Here is a 19447-nt window from a genome sequence, read left to right as displayed (position 1 = left end):
ATGATTAAAATAGAACATCTGGCAAAATCATTTGGAGAACGGACTGTCTTTCAGGATATCAATCTGCAATTTGTAGCAGGTAAGGTCTATGCCCTAATCGGAAATAGTGGTTGTGGCAAAACAACCTTACTCAATATTCTGGCTAAGCTGGAACCTTATGAAAAGGGAAGCATCAGCTATCGAGGGCAAGAACTTAAGCAAATAAAATCTCATCACTTTTTTAAAAATGAATTAGGCTATCTCTTTCAAAACTTTGGTCTTCTTGAAAACGAGACCGTAGCGGCCAATTTAGAACTTGGATTGATTGGTCAAAAATTGACGAAACAAGAGAAGAAGCAGCGAGAAGAAGAGGTCTTAGAAAAGGTGGGATTGGATTATCTCACTCTCGATCAAAAAATCTATGAACTATCAGGCGGAGAAGCGCAACGTGTCGCCTTGGCTAAAGTCATCCTCAAGGATCCTCCTTTGATTTTAGCAGATGAACTGACTGCAGCGCTCGATCCAGAAACTTCACAAGAAATTATGAACTTACTTTTATCATTGAAAAAACCAGATCGCTTGATGATTCTTGCAACGCATAACCCAGCGATTTGGGAAAAAGCTGATGAAGTGATTCGGTTAAACACTATCTAAGTAAAAATACTCTATGATTAAAAATCGTAGAGTATTTTCTATTTGTGTCATAATTTTAATTATGTAAATCAAAGCTTATCTAGAGCATTCTTTTGTTCATCATTGATGATATGGGTATAAAGGTCAGTGACTTGTGTGCTGGCGTGACCTAGCTGATGGCTGACCAAAACTTGAGATTTAGTTGCATCATAGAGCCTAGTTGCTAGGGTATGGCGGAGTTTATGGGGTGTTACACGAACTTTGAAGTCCTCAGAGTACTTTGCGACCATTTTTTCAACACTGGAAGCATCGATACGATTGGGAACACCTCGGTAGAGTGTCAGAAAGAGCGCTGTATCTGTCTTTTCCGTCTTATAGCGTTGATTCCGAATGGCGAGATAATTTTCTAGATAAGGCTTAGCAAAGGTAGCGACATTAACTGAGTCACGTTTACCCCCTTTTCGAGTGACATCGATCACCATCATCTTGAGATTGAGGTCTCTTAGATCCAGATTAACAGCTTCAGATAAGCGGACACCTGAGGCCAAGAGAAGGGCAATAATGGCTAAATCACGTTCTTTATTTTTATTGAATGATGAGAGAGCGCGATTTGAGAGTTGTTGAGGATACTCTTGATCGATATAAGTTAGAAACCCCTCTGTTTCATCACCTAAAAAAAGTTTTTGCTTGATGTTTTCAGCTCTAGCAGCAAGTGTTTCTTTCTTTTTCTTGGTTGAAACTTTCTTCATTACATTGCGATAGAAATAGGGTTCGCCCTGATCATTTTCAACTTCCTCAGTTAGATACTTGTAAAGACTGGAAAGTGCTGATAAGGTTCGATTGATAGTTGTCTGAGAGACACCTTGTTTGGTTGTATTAGCATTCAGCAAAGGTCGTTCTCGTAGATAAAGGATAAAGGATTCCATATCTTTCTTTGACATGTTTTCCAAGATCGATAAAGGAATATCAGCCATTTTATCAGCATTTGAAATCCCAGACTCTAAAACCCAGCTGAAAAATCGATCGTATTCCTTGAGGTATTCGTACAAGGTTGCAAAACTATAAGGAACAGCAAGCTTAGATTGGTAGTATTCCAGAACATACCAGGGCATGATTTGTTTTAGTTTGTCGATTCGTTCTAGTAAAATCTCACGTTTCATGTATTTTCTCCATAATTAAGTCTACTAGTAGTATAGCATAGACTAATTTATTTTTCAAGAAAATTATAGTTTTTCGGAAAGATGCTGTAGAGTTTTTTAGAAGTAATAAAAAAGAATAAAAAATATAACCAAAAAATTTTTTTCAGGCAAAAATTGTTCAAAAATGTACTTTATTTAAGTGAATACTGAAAATTTTAAAAGCTTTTCATCTACTCTAAAATGTACTTTATTTAAGTGAAAACTAAAAATTTTTCAAATGTACAATTTTGACAGAATAAGAACACTTTATATTATTTAAAGTGTTCTTATTTTTTTATATCTTTTTTAAACTGTACAAAATGTTCTTGCTTTCTTCTGTATCCTTTGCAAATTGAATATGCCTTTTTATTTCGCTTTCTGTACGTCATTCTTTCTTTAACTTGAATTTTATAACGATGATCTGGATTTTCTTGACATATCCACCATACAGACATATTACTCAACTCTGTGATTTCAGTTGGATTTGCTATTAGGAGGTTATTTACATAATCCCACTCATTCATTAGACTTTGTTGTGTTGTTGCTAAGTCATTAAACCCTTTTAAAACTTTTTGATTTCTACAATATGGACAAGAATTATCTCTGTAAAATTTTTCTTTAATGACTTGCTGATATTCTCCAGTACATACAGGACATTTCCACCATGCGGTATATGTTGAATTAGCCCTTACTGAAGACATTTCTTGTTTATTTAATGTAGACCATTCTTTAATTAACCAAGGATGTGTTGTTTCTAGATCGTTATAACCCTTTGCAGTCTTTTTAAAAGAACAATAGACAACATATTGGTCGTTTTCGTAGCGTTCAGAAATTTTCGCTTTAAAATTCCTGTGACATTATCGACAAATCCAATCAACTAATACATTTGAATAATAGAAGAAAGTATCAATATCTCCGTTAAGTTCTTTCGCCCATTCATTGATTAAGTAGGGCTTAACATAGTTTACTGTTTCATTTGGTTTAGGGAGTTTTTTATTGCAGTAAGGACATATAGAGTTAAGTTTACTAGAATTATTTTTTGTAAATGCCTCTAAAACAATCCCTAATCTTTCCTGAAATTCTAAATTGCAACAATCACAAATCCAAGTAAATATTTTATTCTCAGCTTCAACCGATCTCGTCACCTCATCAGTTTTTACTAAGTTCTTGCTACTCCAATAATCACATAATTCAGGATAAATATCTGGAATTGTATTATAGCCTTTTAATGCTTGTTCGTTATTGCAATATGGACAAGTATTAGGCACTTCTCTTCTAATTGGAATTGAACACAAGTATTCACCTCTACAAACGGAGCAATTCCACCAATATTTTTTTGTTTCAATGTGACTCAATGCTAAATGAACAGGCAATCCATTTTTATCGCTCCATTCTTCCTGTAATTATGGAAATTGTAGAGTATATCATTGTTAAAAACAAGTGTATCCCAATCACAGTTGTTAGGACATGTTTCAAAATTACTATTCTCTAAGTCGGTTCTTGAAATCATTTCAATAGGACTGCAATAAAAACTGACATGGCAACAAGGGCATTTCCAATTTATACATTCAGAAGGCTTATACCAGTATTCAGAAATAGATTTATCATTACTTTTATCCCAAAATTTCTCTAAATAAGGATGAGTTTCTTGTAAAGTATTATACCCTTTTAACATCAACTTATCATCACAATAAGGGCATCCTTCAAGATGCCTTTTAACAACACAACAGTCATATTGACCATGACACTTAAAACACTGCCATCTTACTAAGATGTCGGATAAGCTATCAATCATATTACTTTTTACAAGAGTTGGAATAAATTGCTTAAAAAGATTTCTATCTGTATGTAATTCCGATAAAGTATCTGAAATAAAAAAGAATGCTGATAAATCAACATTCTCTTCTTGTATTTTTTGAGAAAAAATGTTCCTTTTGTCTGTTTAGCTACCAAAAAGATACCATATAACCTTATTTAAAAACAGTTGATTTGCTCTTGCTGATGTATTCATTTTTATATTCAACAACGTCCTCAATAAGCTGTTTCTTTATTACTTGAATATATTTTTCCATGTATTCAAAATCAATAGTACCACTTTTTGTCACTGGAAGTTCAATATCAATATTTGAAATAACATCAAGAGCAAAAGAAGATTGACCCCAAGAAAAATTTGTAAAAGCTTTTTTCATCGAACTAATTAAATACAAAGCAATATTTTCTGTTAATTTCCCATATTTTTTATTTAACTTAAATATTTGAATCTTATCTCCTGTAAAGTAGGCATTTGGTTGATAATACATAGTTACAGTATCTTGACCGAAAGAAATAGTATTGGAGGGATTTAAAAATTTTTCATCAAAATCAATATATCCTCTGATTCCATTTTCACCTTCTCCTCTAGCAACATATGGGAATTCACCGTTAAAAGTAACAATATTCGCATTTATCTTCTTCTTAGTAGTAGGTATGATATCAAAAAAAAGTTAACTACAGAAACAACGGAATTAAATTTGTTTTTTGCGCTAAAATGATGCGCACGTTTAGAATAAAACAAGTATTAAAATTAATACAATTTTAACATAGCGGAAAAGAGGTGTAAAGAATAAATACTCTGAAAAGCTTGTATACATTTTTGATTCGTGCACAAGTATGTAAATATTGTAAAACAATTTCAAAATGTGGTAGACTAGATATGAATTTTGATGGACGATAATTAGGTCAGAGAAAAGGTTACAGATGGAAAAATTTGTTTTTATCGGAATGCTAGTGTTCTTGGCATTTGTGTTTATTGGAATATTGTTTTGGCTGCGTTTTAGAATGAAGAACACCTTTGAGAACGGTGTTCCAGTGTACGATGCCCCAGCAAATAATCAGACTAGGACGAGTAAGCTAAGCGTAGGAGAGTATGCAGTGCACATAATTTTAATACTAATTAGCGCTGTAATTGCCTTTAAGGTCATGAGCATGTTCCGTCATGGGGCGGCGCCAATTGGTGCTGCTATAATCACGCCTTCTATAATGTCGCTTTTCAATGCACGAAGGAGAACCGGGAAATCTTGGATGGGTATCGTTGCAGTGCTTATGATATTCGTGTTTTTGATGTTTGTATATATAATTATAGGTCTACCTAATAACGCACCTCCACTTAAAATTGACGGAACTGAAATTCATCTTACAGAGACTAAGATTTCGGATTTGATAGACAAGGGGTTTGAAATTTATGTGTCAAATGGTAGACATGATTATCCTAATTATAACGAGCTTTTGACAACGGGAAGCTATACTAAATACCAAGGAGCTGGGGTTAGCGTACCAAACGGCTTTAAGTCATATGACTCAGCAGTTTCGCGATCTACCTATCTTCTTGTAAAGAAGAATGTAGTTCTCGGATGTATAGGTGTTTACGGAGATAAGAGGAAGAGTACGGAGCTGAAGGACTGTGTAGTTACGCAGGTTTGCTTCGATTCTGAGTGCACAGCTGTTGCCAAAAAATATGAAATTTCATATAATATAGATGGTATAGATTTGCTAAAGAAGCTTGACGAAAACGAGTTCACGAAAGTATTTGGGAAAAAAATATGGCTGACTCCAAGCGAGCCAAGAGATGAATATTTGGGTCATTATGGCGTGCAGTGGGGAGCAGGTAACAATGAATTCTTTTGGAATCATTATTTTATGAATTTAGACCTTGATTCGAATAATGATATAGTTAATTTTAATTTTAGTTCTAATATTGCAGCAGAGCGATAGAAGAATTTGCAGGGATAATTAGGCAAAATGAAAAAGAAAAAAGTACTAAGTAAGACAAAGTATGCTATTTATCTTCTAGTGGTCCACCTTATATGCATACTTTTCACTATAAGCAAAATAGTGATACCTTCATGGGGTCACTGGTTAGAGACGACACGCTTTCTTTGGACAAGCTTTCCTACCTATGTATGCGTGTTAATAGCCATTCTCCCAATGGTATGCTTTTGGCCATATTTGATTAGTGCAGATTTTAAGCCGGGTACAGCAAAGACCTTGCTTGCGACTTTTGGTCTAATAGTAGGTAACGTGACTCTGATTTTGATATATACGACTATTTTGCACAAGGTATTATAGGTATAAAAAATCCCTTTATAGGGATTTTTTGATTGCTTCAAGTAGCTCGTCATATTCTTCAAATGCTGGAACCTCTGGGTGATCCTTCTTGATTGATTCGGTGCTTCTAAACAAGAATCCTTGTGGGTGTCTCCTTGAAAGAAGTCGGTTTAATCGACGGTCAAGGCAGTTGATTTGGTTAGTCCAAATTATTCGGCAAGCCATAAATACTCAAATTTCTCCCAATAACATTGTCATCATAGATAGTTTCCCCTTATCACTTTGTCAACCAGTCCGTAACCATAGAGCACATGTTTTTAATGAACTAGCCGACATTGGTTACAATTCCTCTAAGCACCTTTGGTTCTATGGATTCAAAGTACATATGCTGGTCACCCCTATCAGGCTATATTCTGAATTATGTTGTAACGCCTGCCTCAGTACATGATATTAGGGCAGTTGATGACTTACTAGAAAATTGTTCTCAACCATATGTTTTAGCTGATTTAGCTTATCTTAGCTATGAACTCAGAGAACAGTTGAAACAGAAAGGTTACCATCTTTGGACGCCTTTACGTCAAAATATGGCAAGAGCTAAACAACATAATCATTTGTGCTTTTTTTGATGTCGAACAAACACTAGCTAGAGGCTTAACAAGATTGTAGTTGAGAATGGAGCAAATTGTACTGACTTATAATCTGAGATACTTTGAGATTAACTAGCACCACGAGTAAAAATCTATATCTTACTATCAATAAGACCTTAAATGAGCAGCAAAAAATGTACAATTGAACCACTACTTCTTCTGCACCTATTAGAGTAAAAATGTACAAATCAATTCCTTAAATCAGATGATGTTATGAACTAGAAAATATACAAAATAACACTTCAAAATAATGTACAAAATAAAAATAAAGTACACTCCTTAAAGAATGTACTTTCTGCTTCTAATTCAGTTGTATCAATGGTTTAGCTCTAGTTTAGTCAATTGTACATAAACTTTTAGTTTTAGAAGTAATAAAAAAGACTTAGACCTGTGTAATACGGATCTAAATCTTTGGAGTTTCTATTGTGAATCATTATCTAGTACTTTTTCTAGCTTCCAAATACTAAACCAGAATGAAATAGTCAGCAGAATAAGGAAAATAAAAAAGAGATTATCAGTAACGAAACTTCTGTTCATTCTACACATCTCAAGAGCTATATAGGGAGCTATGGGATACAAAATACATTCTGTATAGATTAAATACAGTAAACTCCTTTCTAGCTTTTATGCTTTATCATTTCTAACTTAATTATTATCTTATTTTTAAGAAAATTCAATTACTTGTATGTGAAATACCTTATCAGTAAGAAATAACCGATCTCATTACTGAGAATCGGTTTTCTAAATACATTAAGAAAGTATTTTACATAATTTATGTTATGCAAAATACTACAACAACAAATCTTTGACTTTTCCAATTTCACTTTTTGGAATCACTAGGTGAATCATATCACCCAGATACATTCTAGTTGAGCCGTGAACTGTTTGGCTCTTACCATTATGGACTTGGGTGGTGATGAGTACGTTATGTGGCAAGTTGAGCTCGTGAACCTGTTTTCCTGCTATTTTATCTGAAACAGGAATTTCAATTAGTGTTACTTCTCCTTCGTCTGTTGCTTCTTCTGGTAGCATTTTTTCTAGCATGGCCTCATAGACCGGAGCACCCTTGAGCAGATCCATGATGATGTAGGCGACTAAAGTCACTAAGCCAAGTGGCATGAGGTTGCGAATATCTCCAACCATCTCGGTTACGAGTATCATAGCAGTTAAGGGAGCCTTGGAAATTGCTCCAAAGTAGCCACTCATTCCTAAAATGACAAATATAGGGAATTGTTGCTGACTGACAAGTCCAAGATTGACACAAATAACACCAACCAGGGCACCAAGTAAGGAACCGAGAGCCAGAATGGGAAGGAAAATTCCTCCTGGGAGACCACTTCCATAACTAATCATGCTCCAAACAAAGCGAATCAAAAAGTAAGCTAATAGAATTTGGAAACTAAAATTTTGCTCAGTCAAGGAAAGAACGACCTGATTTCCACCACCGAGAATTTGTGGCAAGAAAATCCCGACTGGTATGATAAGGATAAAGGCTAGGATTGGATAATAAGCTCTATCTAAATGGATTGTTTGGCCAACCCAATCATAAACTCGACCAACATTGAGTACAGCCTTCTCATAGAGAAAGCCAGAAAGCCCGAGAAAAACTCCCATAAGGAGGTATATCCAATACTGGTCTAGGGTCATGAGAGGGATGTTATCTGGCATATCCAGTACGGGGGTTAGGCCAAATATGAGCAGAGAAATAAAGTTTGCTACGAGACTAGCTGCTAAAGTTGAGACCCAAAAAAAGCGTGAAAAATGGTGGTAAACTTCTTCTATAACAAAGAGAAGACCTGCGATTGGTGCATTAAAGGCAGCTGCTAATCCTGCTGCAGCACCACTGGCAATCAAGGAACGTTCCTCTACTGGGCTAGATTTGAGCCACTTGGCAATGCCTTTACCACCAACTGCTCCAAGTTGAATACTTGGCCCTTCTCTACCTAGCATAAGGCCACTGGCAATAGCAAGAATCCCTAGAATATACTTTTTCCAGAGGACACTCCACCAGTTAAGAGTCATGAGTCCTTTTAATTCGGCTTCGACTTGAGGAATTCCTGAACCTTTGATATCTTTTTCCGATCGAGTCAATTTCGCACTGAGCCAGCTAACAATTAGATAAAATAGACCAATGATAAAAAGATTGCGGACTAGGTGCGCTTGATCTTGATAGAGTCCTTGTATCAGGTGGAATCCCTTTTCGATTAAGAAACGAAAGGATCCGACGATTAGCCCGACGACAAGACCAACAATGATTCCACGACCAACTTGGGATAATATGGTGCTTGAGGCAAAGGCAAATTCTTTCTTGGAACTGAGTGTTTCTGACTGTTCCTCCATAATCATTTCCTCTTACTTGTCTTTCTTAGTTAAAACTAGTGTTTTGACTGGTTCAAAACTGGTTCGGTGAATTGGGGTGACACCTAGTTTTTCCAGCCCTTCTAGATGTTTAGCTGTCCCGTATCCTGCATTAGCTGTAAAATCATATCCAGGATATTGATCATCATAGTCCTTCATCAATTCATCTCGTGTCACCTTGGCCACTATAGATGCAGCTGCAATAGAGAGAGAGTTTGCATCTCCTTTGATGATTGCTGTTTGAGAAATCGGCAACTCCAGTTTCATGGCATCTATCAAGAGGTGCTCGGGTTGGGGACTGAGCTGGGAGATTGCTTCCTTCATGGCCAGTTTGGTCGCTTCATAGATATTGACTTGGTCAATGATGTGATTATCCATGATACCAATACCGATTGCCAAAGCTTGGTCTTGAACGGCTTGATAAATTTCCAGATGTTTCTTTTTTGGGATCTTTTTGCTGTCGTTGAGACCTATAATCTTACAATTTTTTGGTAAAATAACGGCTGCAGCGACTACAGGCCCAGCCAGAGGACCACGACCGACCTCGTCAACACCTGCTATTAGGGTCAATCCTTGTTTATAAAGCTCTTTTTCATAGGAAAGCATGGATTCCAAACGAAGGTTTTCATCCAGTTCTGCCTGAATGGCTTTTTTACGCTTGCTGATTTCCTTTTGAACTCCAGAACGAGTATCTTTTTCGAATTCTAGAAAAAGAGGATTGTCTAATTCTTTGGCAGCAGCAAGAAGTTCTTTGATTTCTTTAATCGTCGTCATCGATGTCGTCCAATGCATCTAAGGTATAGTTACCGAGTTTTCCATCACGGACTTCCTTCACGAAGAGGCTATAAAAGCGGTCGTAGTCGTCTCGGAAACCAAGGGCACGTGTCATATCCATAATAATAACAGGTGCTTCTTCTTCTATCTTCATTTGTTTGAAGCGTTCAGCTAGCTTTTCTGGATAATGTTTTTTGAAATAATTGAGACCAAAAATGGTCACTTCATCCATAGGAAGCAACTGGTCTTTAATTGCTCCTGTTAGGGCTAGTTTCAAAGCTACGGTTTCGTCTTCGAACTTAGGCCAGAGAATCCCTGGTGTGTCTAGGATTTCAAGGTCTTTGTTGGTTTTGAGCCACTGTTGCCCCTTGGTAACACCTGGTTTATTGCCGACAAGCGCAATCTTTTTCCCAGCCAAACGGTTCATGAGAGTTGACTTACCGGCATTTGGAATTCCGATAATCATGGTACGCAAGGTTTCGATTTTGATACCGCGTTCTTTCTGGCGTGCAATCTTATCAGCCATGAGCTTTTTAGCAGCATCAGTCACAACTTTTACAGTCACTTGCTCTTTGGAGTTGATAGCCAGAGTTTGGATTCCCTGTGATTCAAAATACTGACGCCATTCTTTGGTCATTGCTGGATCTGCTAAGTCCGCTTTATTTAAAATCAAGAGTTTTGGTTTATCACCCACAATCTTGTTTAACATAGGATTTTGACTAGATAAAGGTAGCCGAGCATCCACCAAAATCGTCACAAAATCAACAAATTTTAGATTCTCCTGAACTTGTCGCCGAGCCTTAGACATGTGGCCCGGGAACCATTGAATTGTAGCCATAAATTTCCCTTTCCGACTAAAAAAACGTAGTAAAAACGTTTTCTCTCTTACCATCTATTCTATCATAAATTAGGAACTTTTGCACAGGCTTTGACCACAACAAATGATAAATAGTAATCGTGCGAAATATCCTTGATGCCAGCAACGATTGACTTGACTTTTTTTACTGACGAGTATATACTTAGTGTATACAAATTCGTGGAGGTAGAGCGATGAATACAGTAAAGACTCGGAAGGTGGGGAATTCTCTCACTGTGACGATTCCTAAAAATTTGGGTATGACAGAAGGACAAGAAATGGTCGTCTACAAGGGGATAGATGGAGTCATTGTCTTAGCTCCAAAACTAAAAGATCCTTTTGATGGGATTACTGATTTGAGAATGACAAATGATTTTGAAGAGGTAAGGTCACTTGATAGCGAAATCTGACTATATTCCTGAAAAGCAGGATATCATTTGGCTGGACTTTGATCCTTCAGTCGGTCGAGAAATCCAGAAACGGCGACCTGCCTTGGTCGTTTCTAGGAGAGAATATGCCTTGCAAACTGGTTTTGTGGCTGTCTGTCCTATCACTCACGGCCAACAACGGTTGGCAGAAAAAGGCTTGCTCGTTCCCGTCTCGTCGGATAAGGTAGATGGCGCTGTCAATCCATTTCAACTGTACACTTTTGATTTTCGGGTGCGTAATGCTCAAAAAATAACTAGAATGGACACACAATGTTTTCAGAAAGTCGTCCAACTGTACCAGTACATCTTTGGAGATACATAAATCCTACCTTGCATAGACAAGGTAGGATTTTTTCTATATGAGCAATCTAGCTAGAAACGGGTGAAGGCAATTTGTCAAAATCCCTCTAATCCAGCTTTCCTGTGCTGATGATAGATGTTCTGCCTGAAGGCATTCTTTTAGAAAATCGCGGACTTGTTCTGGTGCAATCTCAAACTCAAAGGCTTTCATCTTGTAGAAAAAGTCGATGAGATGCTCAGATAAGTAATCATCTGAAAAGGGTACTTCACCATTTTTTCGATACTCTAGTAAGAGTCGAGAAAATCTAGCTTTTTCATCAGGCAAATCCCGAAAATAGGAATTAAGAAGCCAAGTCTGCTTCTGCTTTCGTTCAATCGGATCTTGATTTGCAATACGCTGGTCCTTTTCCAGCTCTTTCTGGTTTTGCTTTGCCTTGATGGCCCGTTCTTCTCTATTTTTACCAAAAAGGATTTTCTCCCATTTTCGTTCTTCTTGAGTTAGGGTTTCTGTAAAACCAAAGTAATCTTGATAGGCGCGTTCAGCGGGACCCATGGCAAGGATGAGATTATCTGCGTATTGCTTGGCAATTTTATCTCTTTTCTTACGTTCTTTCTCTGCCTGAATCCGTAAATGCTGCTCGTAATCTATTTTCTCCTTGCCTAATTTGACAAGGTAGAGTTGGTCATCGGACTTACCAAGTAGAAAAGGTTTGATACACTTTTCCAGCACTTCTTCCATACGGGCCTTCTTCTTTGGCTCTGCCTTGGTCCAACTTCCTCCTTGAAAGACTTCTAGGAAGAGCCGATAATCTTTCTCAGGCGAGAATTGATTGCCACGATTGGCTTTGAAAACACCTTTCTCCCAAAACCATTTTAGAAGTCGTTCGTCAAAGTCGCTTTTATTAACCTTGATTTTTTCCTTTTTCTTGACTTTTCCAGTCAGATTTTCAAGCTTTCTGAGAAGTTTTTCTTCCTCTTCTAGTTTCTGGTCGAGGCTAATACGATGAAAATGCCGAACACAGTCACTGCCGATAGGAAAGAGACGTTGTCCTGTGACATTGTTAAAGAGTTCGTAAGCGTATTTAATAGTATTTCCGCAGATACAATTACTGCGCCCAATACCATTAAAAATCAAGGAAACTTCATTCCATTCCTTGGTAGCTTGATCCCAAGTATCAGCTTTTGAAGCCTGTAACACTGCATCATGCAGGGATTTTCTAACTGGAAGTGGCATGAGGTCTCCTTTCTAGATTATACTTTTACAACTTGAACCTCGTCTTTGCCGAGCAAAATCAAGTATTTTTCTATGTTTTCAATCAAATAGGCTCGAGATAAAGCCTCGCCATATAGGGCTAACTGACCACGATAGCGGTCTATGAGTTGACTTGGTGCATCGTAACGGTCTGTCTTATAGTCGAAAAGAATAATTTTGTCCTCATAAAGTAGATAGCCGTCCAAGATTCCACGAACAACAAAGTCTTCCTGACTCTTTTGGTCACGTTTGAGCATGGAGAAAGGCTGTTCCCGATAGAGGTGCTCTGTGTTAGCAAGAATTTCTTGACCAAGTGGTGTTTCAAAGAAAGCAAGAATTTTAGAAAGATTGATCTTGTCTCTAACAGCTGGACTAGTTTGAACTTGTTTGAGAGTATCTTTCAGGCTAGCAAGTGTCAGTTGCTGACTAAGGTCAATTCTCTGCATGAGTTCGTGAGTGGCACTACCAATCTCGGCTCCTGTTACCTTTTCTTTAGTTGAAAAATCTGGTAAATCAAAGCTGATTTTCTTTTCTACTGACTGGCTTTGACCTGCAATCTCGACACCTTCCATATCCATAACCGGTTCGTAGAATTTCTTGATTTGGCTTGGGGTTTGAACACTTGGTAGTTCAATAGCTGCGCGGTGAAGAGTATTATAAACTTCCACCTCTTTCAGCATTTCCAAAGCCTCTTTGATGGTTTCAGACTGGCGGTTGTCTGCTTGAGAGCTATCTTGTAGAGGACTCTTGTTTTCCAATTCTCCGATAGCTTCTCTAGTCAACTGGTCTTCACCAACAAAACGATAGCTAAAGTTGAGATTTTCCTTGGCAAATACTTTACTAATCGCCCAGATCCAATCTTGAAAATTCTTGGCTTGCAGTCTGGTATTGCTATCTAATTTTCCGTTATTTGCTGCTGTGTATTCCTTTGCTTCCAGCTTTTCACGAGAACCCTTACCGACAAGATAAAGCTTTCTCTCAGCCCGTGTCATGGCAACATACAGCAGGCGCATCTGCTCTGAATAGCTAGCCAGTTGCAGCTCTTCTTCATTCTGTGTATAAGTTAGGCTAGGAATGGAGAGTTTGATGGTTTTAGGATAGTGTGCTTCCACTGCTCCTGTTTTCACCTTGGCAATGTATTTGACACCAAGCCCATTTTGACGGCTGAGAATGACGTCTGACATTGAGTCTTGCTTGTTGAAGTCCTGATCCATGTTGAGGATAAAGACATAAGGAAACTCCAGCCCTTTGCTCTTGTGAATAGTCATGAGTTCCACAGCATCTTTTGGCGGGGCGACAGCTACGCTTGCAAGATCATGCTGGGCTTCTAGGACTTGGTCAATCATACGTATAAAACGAGACAAGCCTTTGAAATTGCTCTTTTCAAACTGGTCAGCACGTAGCGCTAGGGCATAGAGATTGGCCTGTCTAGCAGGACCATTTGGCAAAGCCCCCACATAGTCATAGTAAAAACGGTCGTTGTAAATCTTCCAAATCAAGTCATAGAGAGAGTGGGTTTTGGCATATAAGCGCCAAGAATCCAAGATATCCATGAATTGATTTAGTTTTTCAGCTAGTTCTGTGTGGATCAAATTTTTCTGGCTAGCTGCTTGTTTTTGAGCATTGACCAGTTTCTCATAGAGATTTTCTTGGATTTTGTCCTCTGCTTTCTGAAGGGACAAGCGTGCCAACTCGTCCTCATCAAAATCAAACATGGGGGACTTCATAAGGGCAACCAAGGCATAGTCTTGCAGAGGATTGTGGATGACACGAAGAGTATCTAGCATGACTTGTACTTCTAGGGATTGGAGATAGTTGTTTTGCTCGCCGTCTGTTTTAACAGGAATCCCATACTCAGACAGGGCAAGTAGAATCTGGTCATTTCGACTGCGGCTAGAGGTCAAAAGGGCAATTTCCTTAAAGGCAACACCTTTTTCCTGATGAAGCTTCAGGATTTCCTTGTTGACCAGGCGCATTTCCCCAGTGAGTTTCGTGTCTGCCTGACTCTCTTCCTCTTCTTGCCCACTATCGTCCTTATCGTAGAGGAGAAATTCTGCCTTGTTGTCTGGATTAGGAGTCAGTTTGGTATTGGCAAAAACAAGCTGGTGCATGCTGTCATAGTTGATCTCTCCAACCTCTTGGTCCATAAGGCGTCCAAAAACATCGTTAGTTGCCGATAGCACTTCTGAACTACTACGGAAATTTTCCTTGAGGAGAATCAACTTGCCTTCTTGAGGATTTTGCGCATAGCGTTGGAATTTCTCATTGAAAATCTGCGGGTCTGCCTGACGGAAACGGTAGATGGACTGCTTGATATCTCCCACCATAAAGCGATTGTGACCATTCGACAGCAATTCCAGCATCCGTTCTTGAATGTGGTTGGTATCCTGATACTCATCGACCATGACTTCATGAAATCTCTCTTGATAAGTCTCGCGAACTTGTGGGAAATTCTCTAAAATCTCAATGGTGTAATGGCTGATATCAGCGAATTCAAAGGCATTTTCCTCACGTTTACGTTCACGATAAGCCTCCACAAAATCACTCATGAAGTTTTGGAAAGTTTTAGCTAAATCCCATGTGTCTTTATGATAACGTTCTTGGTAGTCGAGAATCGTTATCTGGTCTGCTAGTTTTCCTAGTTTAGCAAACTGGGCCTTTCTCTCTTCGTTATAGGTATCAGCCAGTGGTTTTAAATCGGCCTTACGACTGGAGTTAGCCAGAGCCCGACCATTTTTCTCCTTAGAGATGGCGATAATACGCGCAAACACTGTATGATAAGCCTGACTATCGGACTCTTGATTTAAGGAGCTAATTTCATCCAGAACCTGTTGAACAGCTTCTAAATAGGTAGCTTTTGGAAACTCCTTTGCATCATTATCCAGATGATAACGGAGGAAACTTTCCAAATCCCAGAGCGCCTGTTTGATTTGCTCAGTTAGTTTGTCTTTTTCATTTGCAAAGTCAGCTTTTTCAAACCCTTTGAGAAAAGACCCGTTCAGCCATTTTTGGGGACTGCTGGTGGATTGAAGAAAATCATAGATTTTGTAGACTTGCTGGCGCAGACCTCGTTCATCCTTGCCACGTCCAGCAAAGTTCTTCACCAAACGGCTAAATTTCTCTTTATTCTCACCTTGGTAATGCTCTTCAAAAACCTGATGAAAAACTTCGTTCTTTAAGAGTAGCTGTTCACTTTCATTTTGCAGAATACGGAAGTTTGGTGCGATATCAATCAGATAGCCATGTTTGCCAAGGAATTTTTGTGTGAAAGAGTCCATGGTTCCGATAGCAGCGTTTGGCAGATCTGCCAACTGGCGTCCCAAGTGTTGTTTGAGATCGACATCGTTGGTTTCTTGGATTTGTTGGCTAATTTTTTTCTCCAAGCGTTCTTTGAGTTCTGTAGCAGCCTTAACGGTAAAGGTCGAGATAAAGAGTTGACGAATTTCCACACCACGCGCTAATTGGTCCAGAATGCGTTCGGCCATGACAAAGGTTTTCCCTGAACCAGCAGACGCTGAGACTAGGATATTTTGCCCAGCAGTATAAATAGCTTGGATTTGCTCGGCAGTTCTTTTCTGTTCCTTGCTTGAACTCGCTTCTGCTTCTTGCAATTTTTGAATTTCTTCCTCAGTTAAAAAGGAAATGGGCTTCATCGGTTCAACTCCTCTCTCATTTTTTCAAACCAAGCTTGCTTGAGTTTTTCTCCGACCAAACGCTTGCCATCAGCTGCTTCTAACTTTTCTAGAAAACGGGCTTGTCCCAAGTGGTAATTAGCTTCAAATCCAGTGATGGCTTGGTGTTGCTGAACATACGGGGCAATACTTCTGCCATTTTCGGTATAGGGATTGATGGCGAACTGGCCTTCTAGAATCTTTTCAGCAGCCTTCTTGTAAAGATGGGCATTATAGTCTAGTAAGAGTTGGAACTCCTCGTCTGTCAGCTGATTGGCCTTGTTTTTGTTGTAAAAATCGCCCAAATGACTGCTTTCTTTTTCTAAAAAGAGTCCCTGGTATTTCATAGACTTGCTGGCTTCTGCTACTGCTCCAGCCAAACTTTTAACGGTTAGCAGAGATTGGACAGGTTCAGCCATTTCCAAGTACATAGCGCCGAAAAAGTTCTGCTCCCCTTCACTTTTTAGGGCAGCAAGATAGGTAGGCAGTTGGGAATTAAGCCCATTAAAGAAATGAGGAAGCTGGAACTGGGTCAAACTAGACTTATAGTCCACCACTCCTAGCGCTCCATCAGCTTTCAGGCGGTCGATACGGTCAACCTTGCCTCGAACATGGACACTGCGACCATTATCCAATTGAATAAAGGCCTGGTCCTTACCGCCAAATGTTGCCTCCTCTTGGATGGTTTCGATAGCTGGATTATGCCGAAGGATATGACCAGTTGTCCGCGCGACATCAAACAGAACTTCCTTGGTAAACTGGGCTTCCAAACTTTCTTGATAAATGGCCTCAAATTCCCGTTCTTGACTGGTTTCCTTAATGGCTTGCTCCAAACGTTGGTCGAATGGATTTTTATCAGGCAGTTTCAAGGCTCGTTCAAAAATACGGTGCAAGAAATTCCCATGACTGCGGGCATCTGGACGCAGTCGCAATTCCTCCTGCAAACCTAAGACATAACGGAGAAAATAACTGTATTCATTGCGGTAAAACTCCGTCAAACCAGACGTAGACAGGTAAAACTCCTTGTCAACTGGATAGAGAGCCTGCAAGGTCTCTTTTTCTAATTGCTTGCTGCTTGGACTGGTTGGGATGGCTGGATTTGTAAGGCCTTTTTGATCAAGTTTTTTCCCCATCACACGCGCCAAGACCTTGACAAAAGTCACATCTTGCTCATTTTCACTAGATTCAACCTGCTGATGGTAGGCAACCAAACTAGACAAAAGACTGTGATAAGACCCCATATCATCCTTAGACAGACTTTTTTGATGAATCTTCTTCGTTGTCCGATTAAATCCAAAACTCACCAATTCCTCAAGATAGGCCGATTCCTTACTCTCATTTTCATTGAGAAGACTTGGAGCTGACAAAATCAACTGCTTACGAGCAGCATTGACCAAGGAAAGCATGGTATAGCGATTTTTTTTGAGATTTTCACTGCTTGCAATCAGCAATTGTGCCCCCTCTTTAGTAGCTTGATTTAAAGTCTGTCTTTCCTCGTCTGTCAAAAGGCTAGTGTATTGCGCGATTTTTGGTAGATGATCCTGAGTCAGCCCAATAGCATAGACAAAGTCAGCAGTCAGAGGGGCAATCAAATCGTAACTCTGCACCAGAACGGTGTCCACGGTTGCTGGAATGGTGCGATACTGGGACAAACTCATTCCAGAATGGAGCAAGGATAGAAAATCCTCCAGACTAACTTGTGAACCAGCAAAAACCGTCGCAAATTGTTCTAAAACATGACAAAAGGATTTCCAAACTTCAGCTTGTCTTTCCTGTTCTAGAGTTTCCATAGTAGCTGTCAATTCTTGCATCTGCTTGCTTAAAGCAGCATTTTTTAGAAAAGCATTCCACTTTTGTAAGAGATTTTCAGCCTTTTGCTTCCGACTGGCAAATAAGGTTTCAAGAGGTGACAAAATACGCAAACGAAGAGTATTTAAATGAACTAAATCAAATTTTCCATGGTGGGACTTTGTGAAGGTCTGCTGAAAAGCTGGCAAGCCATTGATGCCAAGATAGCGGAGATATTGCTCAAAAGCATCAATATCCGCTTGGCTAAGGTCAGTATACAGACCAGTTCTGAGGAGATTAATCAAATCCTCCTGACGAAAACGGTAGCGTTTCAAACGCAAAATAGACTCCACAAACTGAGTCAAAGGGTGGTGAGCCATGGATTCGCTTCTACCAAGATAGAATGGTATCTGGTACTGGTCAAAAATGGTTTTCAGTGATAACTGGTAAGAAGCCACATCTCCCAAGAGAATACGAAAATGCTTGTAACTCAAGTCTGGATTGTCATGTAACTTTTGACGGATGCTGCGAGCCACCAACTCCAACTCCTCTTTTTGCGTCAAGCAAGACCAAATTTGCAGGTTTTCCCTGTCCTTCTCATTGATATCCATGGTGAGTTCTGAGAAGTCATAAGAAGACTCCAGCAAACGAGAGGCCTTGTCAAAGCTATCCATCTTCTCATGCGTCTGAGAACGGTCTTGAGCAGGGGTTTGGTATTTTGCCCCCAAATGATGGAGGAATTCCACACTGGCTTGGTAGAGATTGCCTTCAGTGAACGGACTGGTATAGGCCTTCTTGCTTGCATAAGCACCAATAATAATCTCGGCACCTTTGCGATGGAGTAGATCCACTACACGCTCTTCCTCAGCAGAAAAACGGGTAAATCCATCAATAACCAAGGCAAGTTGACTGAAATCACTACTTACCTTGTTATTCTCAATAGCCTCAATCAAATGGGACAACTGACTTCCCTGAGCCAACTGACTTTGATTGAGATAGGCTGTTACTTTCTCGAAAATCAAGAGTAAATCTGCTCTCTTGTCCTCATCGGTCAAACTTTCCAAGTCCAAAAAGCTCATCTGAGCAGTTGTCATCTCGTGATAAAGTTCAATCAGCTGCTGGATAAATTGAGGGTCCTGTTTAATCGCACCATAAACTCGTAACTCTTTGGAGTCCAGTTCCGCAAGACATTTATAAAAGGCCATCCCAAGACCGATATCATCAAGACTGGTCTTTGTAGGCAAGTCATTTAAAACCAGGTAACGAGCCATCTGAGCAAAGCGCGTGACGGTAATCGCAAAAGAAGCCTGCTGGGACAAGCATTCCAGCACGGCACGTTCCTTTTCAAAAGAAAGAGAGTTGGGAGCAATGTAGAAAACCCGCTTACCAGCAACAACCAACTCTTCCGCCTCTCTGGTCAAGATTTCTGTCAAAGAAGTTCGAATATCAGAATACAGTAATTTCATCTCAGCCTCGTTATACTTTCTGTCATTACCCTAT

General features: G+C 39.2%; 14 protein-coding genes and 2 pseudogenes. 5 read left to right on the top strand and 11 right to left on the bottom strand.

Annotation, left to right across the window (positions count from 1 at the left end):
• A complete protein-coding gene (locus HMPREF9188_RS05455) occupies positions 1-633 on the top strand; it encodes an ABC transporter ATP-binding protein (protein WP_009730165.1) in 633 nt (210 codons plus the stop codon).
• A 68-nt stretch (positions 634-701) separates the two neighbouring features.
• Here HMPREF9188_RS05455 and xerS read toward each other — a convergent pair whose 3' ends face one another.
• The 5 genes and pseudogenes from xerS to HMPREF9188_RS05435 all read right to left on the bottom strand — a co-directional run bounded on the left by xerS (position 702) and on the right by HMPREF9188_RS05435 (position 4225).
• On the bottom strand, positions 702-1772 hold the full coding sequence (gene xerS, locus HMPREF9188_RS05450; protein ID WP_009730164.1) for a tyrosine recombinase XerS: 1071 nt from the start codon (positions 1770-1772) through the stop codon (positions 702-704).
• Positions 1773-2077: 305 nt separating this feature from the next.
• A complete protein-coding gene (locus HMPREF9188_RS10610) occupies positions 2078-2491 on the bottom strand; it encodes a zinc-ribbon domain-containing protein (protein WP_009730163.1) in 414 nt (137 codons plus the stop codon).
• A 156-nt stretch (positions 2492-2647) separates the two neighbouring features.
• Complete coding sequence (locus HMPREF9188_RS10605; protein ID WP_083888889.1) at positions 2648-3085, bottom strand: hypothetical protein; 438 nt, start codon at positions 3083-3085, stop codon at positions 2648-2650.
• A gap of 3 nt (positions 3086-3088) precedes the next feature.
• Positions 3089-3145: pseudogene (locus HMPREF9188_RS10600) on the bottom strand (hypothetical protein); the annotation flags it as partial.
• A gap of 615 nt (positions 3146-3760) precedes the next feature.
• Positions 3761-4225 (bottom strand): restriction endonuclease subunit S, encoded by a 465-nt coding sequence (locus tag HMPREF9188_RS05435; RefSeq protein WP_231069213.1) that lies wholly within the window; start codon positions 4223-4225, stop codon positions 3761-3763.
• Positions 4226-4526: 301 nt separating this feature from the next.
• Here HMPREF9188_RS05435 and HMPREF9188_RS05430 point away from each other — a divergent pair, with 301 nt between their 5' ends.
• Positions 4527-5540: a hypothetical protein gene (locus HMPREF9188_RS05430; protein ID WP_009730160.1), complete on the top strand. Its 1014-nt coding sequence runs from the start codon at positions 4527-4529 to the stop codon at positions 5538-5540.
• 472 nt (positions 5541-6012) lie between these two features.
• Positions 6013-6539: pseudogene (locus HMPREF9188_RS10210) on the top strand (IS982 family transposase); the annotation flags it as partial.
• Between the two features lie 770 nt (positions 6540-7309).
• On the opposite strand, the gene HMPREF9188_RS05420 reads toward HMPREF9188_RS10210, so the two are convergent.
• Genes HMPREF9188_RS05420 through ylqF form a run of 3 tightly spaced genes read right to left on the bottom strand, consistent with a single transcriptional unit; the run spans position 7310 to position 10490 of the window.
• Entirely contained in the window at positions 7310-8860 is a 1551-nt protein-coding gene (locus HMPREF9188_RS05420) for a ClC family H(+)/Cl(-) exchange transporter (protein WP_009730159.1), read from the bottom strand.
• Positions 8861-8872: 12 nt separating this feature from the next.
• Complete coding sequence (locus tag HMPREF9188_RS05415) at positions 8873-9652, bottom strand: ribonuclease HII (protein WP_009730158.1); 780 nt, start codon at positions 9650-9652, stop codon at positions 8873-8875.
• The gene (gene ylqF, locus HMPREF9188_RS05410) at positions 9639-10490 is read right to left on the bottom strand and encodes a ribosome biogenesis GTPase YlqF (protein ID WP_009730157.1); all 852 of its coding nucleotides are present in this window, start codon (positions 10488-10490) and stop codon (positions 9639-9641) included. The genes HMPREF9188_RS05415 and ylqF overlap by 14 nt, the downstream gene beginning before the upstream one ends.
• 212 nt (positions 10491-10702) lie before the next feature.
• On the opposite strand from ylqF, the gene mazE reads away from it, so the two are divergent.
• Together mazE and HMPREF9188_RS05400 are read left to right on the top strand one after the other, a co-directional pair.
• Positions 10703-10918 carry a type II toxin-antitoxin system PemI/MazE family antitoxin gene (mazE, locus tag HMPREF9188_RS05405; protein ID WP_001098941.1) on the top strand — a complete coding sequence of 72 codons (216 nt, stop codon included), beginning with the start codon at positions 10703-10705 and terminating at the stop codon, positions 10916-10918.
• Entirely contained in the window at positions 10902-11258 is a 357-nt protein-coding gene (locus tag HMPREF9188_RS05400; protein WP_009730156.1) for a type II toxin-antitoxin system PemK/MazF family toxin, read from the top strand. The genes mazE and HMPREF9188_RS05400 overlap by 17 nt, the downstream gene beginning before the upstream one ends.
• A gap of 33 nt (positions 11259-11291) precedes the next feature.
• On the opposite strand, the gene HMPREF9188_RS05395 is transcribed toward HMPREF9188_RS05400, so the two are convergent.
• The 3 genes from HMPREF9188_RS05395 to rexB are packed head-to-tail and all read right to left on the bottom strand — an operon-like array spanning position 11292 to position 19413.
• Positions 11292-12470: a hypothetical protein gene (locus tag HMPREF9188_RS05395; protein ID WP_001130896.1), complete on the bottom strand. Its 1179-nt coding sequence runs from the start codon at positions 12468-12470 to the stop codon at positions 11292-11294.
• A gap of 17 nt (positions 12471-12487) precedes the next feature.
• On the bottom strand, positions 12488-16141 hold the full coding sequence (gene addA, locus HMPREF9188_RS05390; protein WP_009730155.1) for a helicase-exonuclease AddAB subunit AddA: 3654 nt from the start codon (positions 16139-16141) through the stop codon (positions 12488-12490).
• Positions 16138-19413, bottom strand: coding sequence for an ATP-dependent nuclease subunit B (rexB, locus tag HMPREF9188_RS05385; RefSeq protein ID WP_009730154.1), 3276 nt, complete (start codon positions 19411-19413; stop codon positions 16138-16140). The genes addA and rexB overlap by 4 nt, the downstream gene beginning before the upstream one ends.
• Positions 19414-19447: the final 34 nt, after the last annotated feature.

Origin of the sequence: Streptococcus sp. F0441, assembly GCF_000314775.2 — a bacterium.
In the GTDB taxonomy this organism is placed as follows: domain Bacteria; phylum Bacillota; class Bacilli; order Lactobacillales; family Streptococcaceae; genus Streptococcus.
This window is presented reverse-complemented; position numbering and strand designations above follow the sequence as displayed.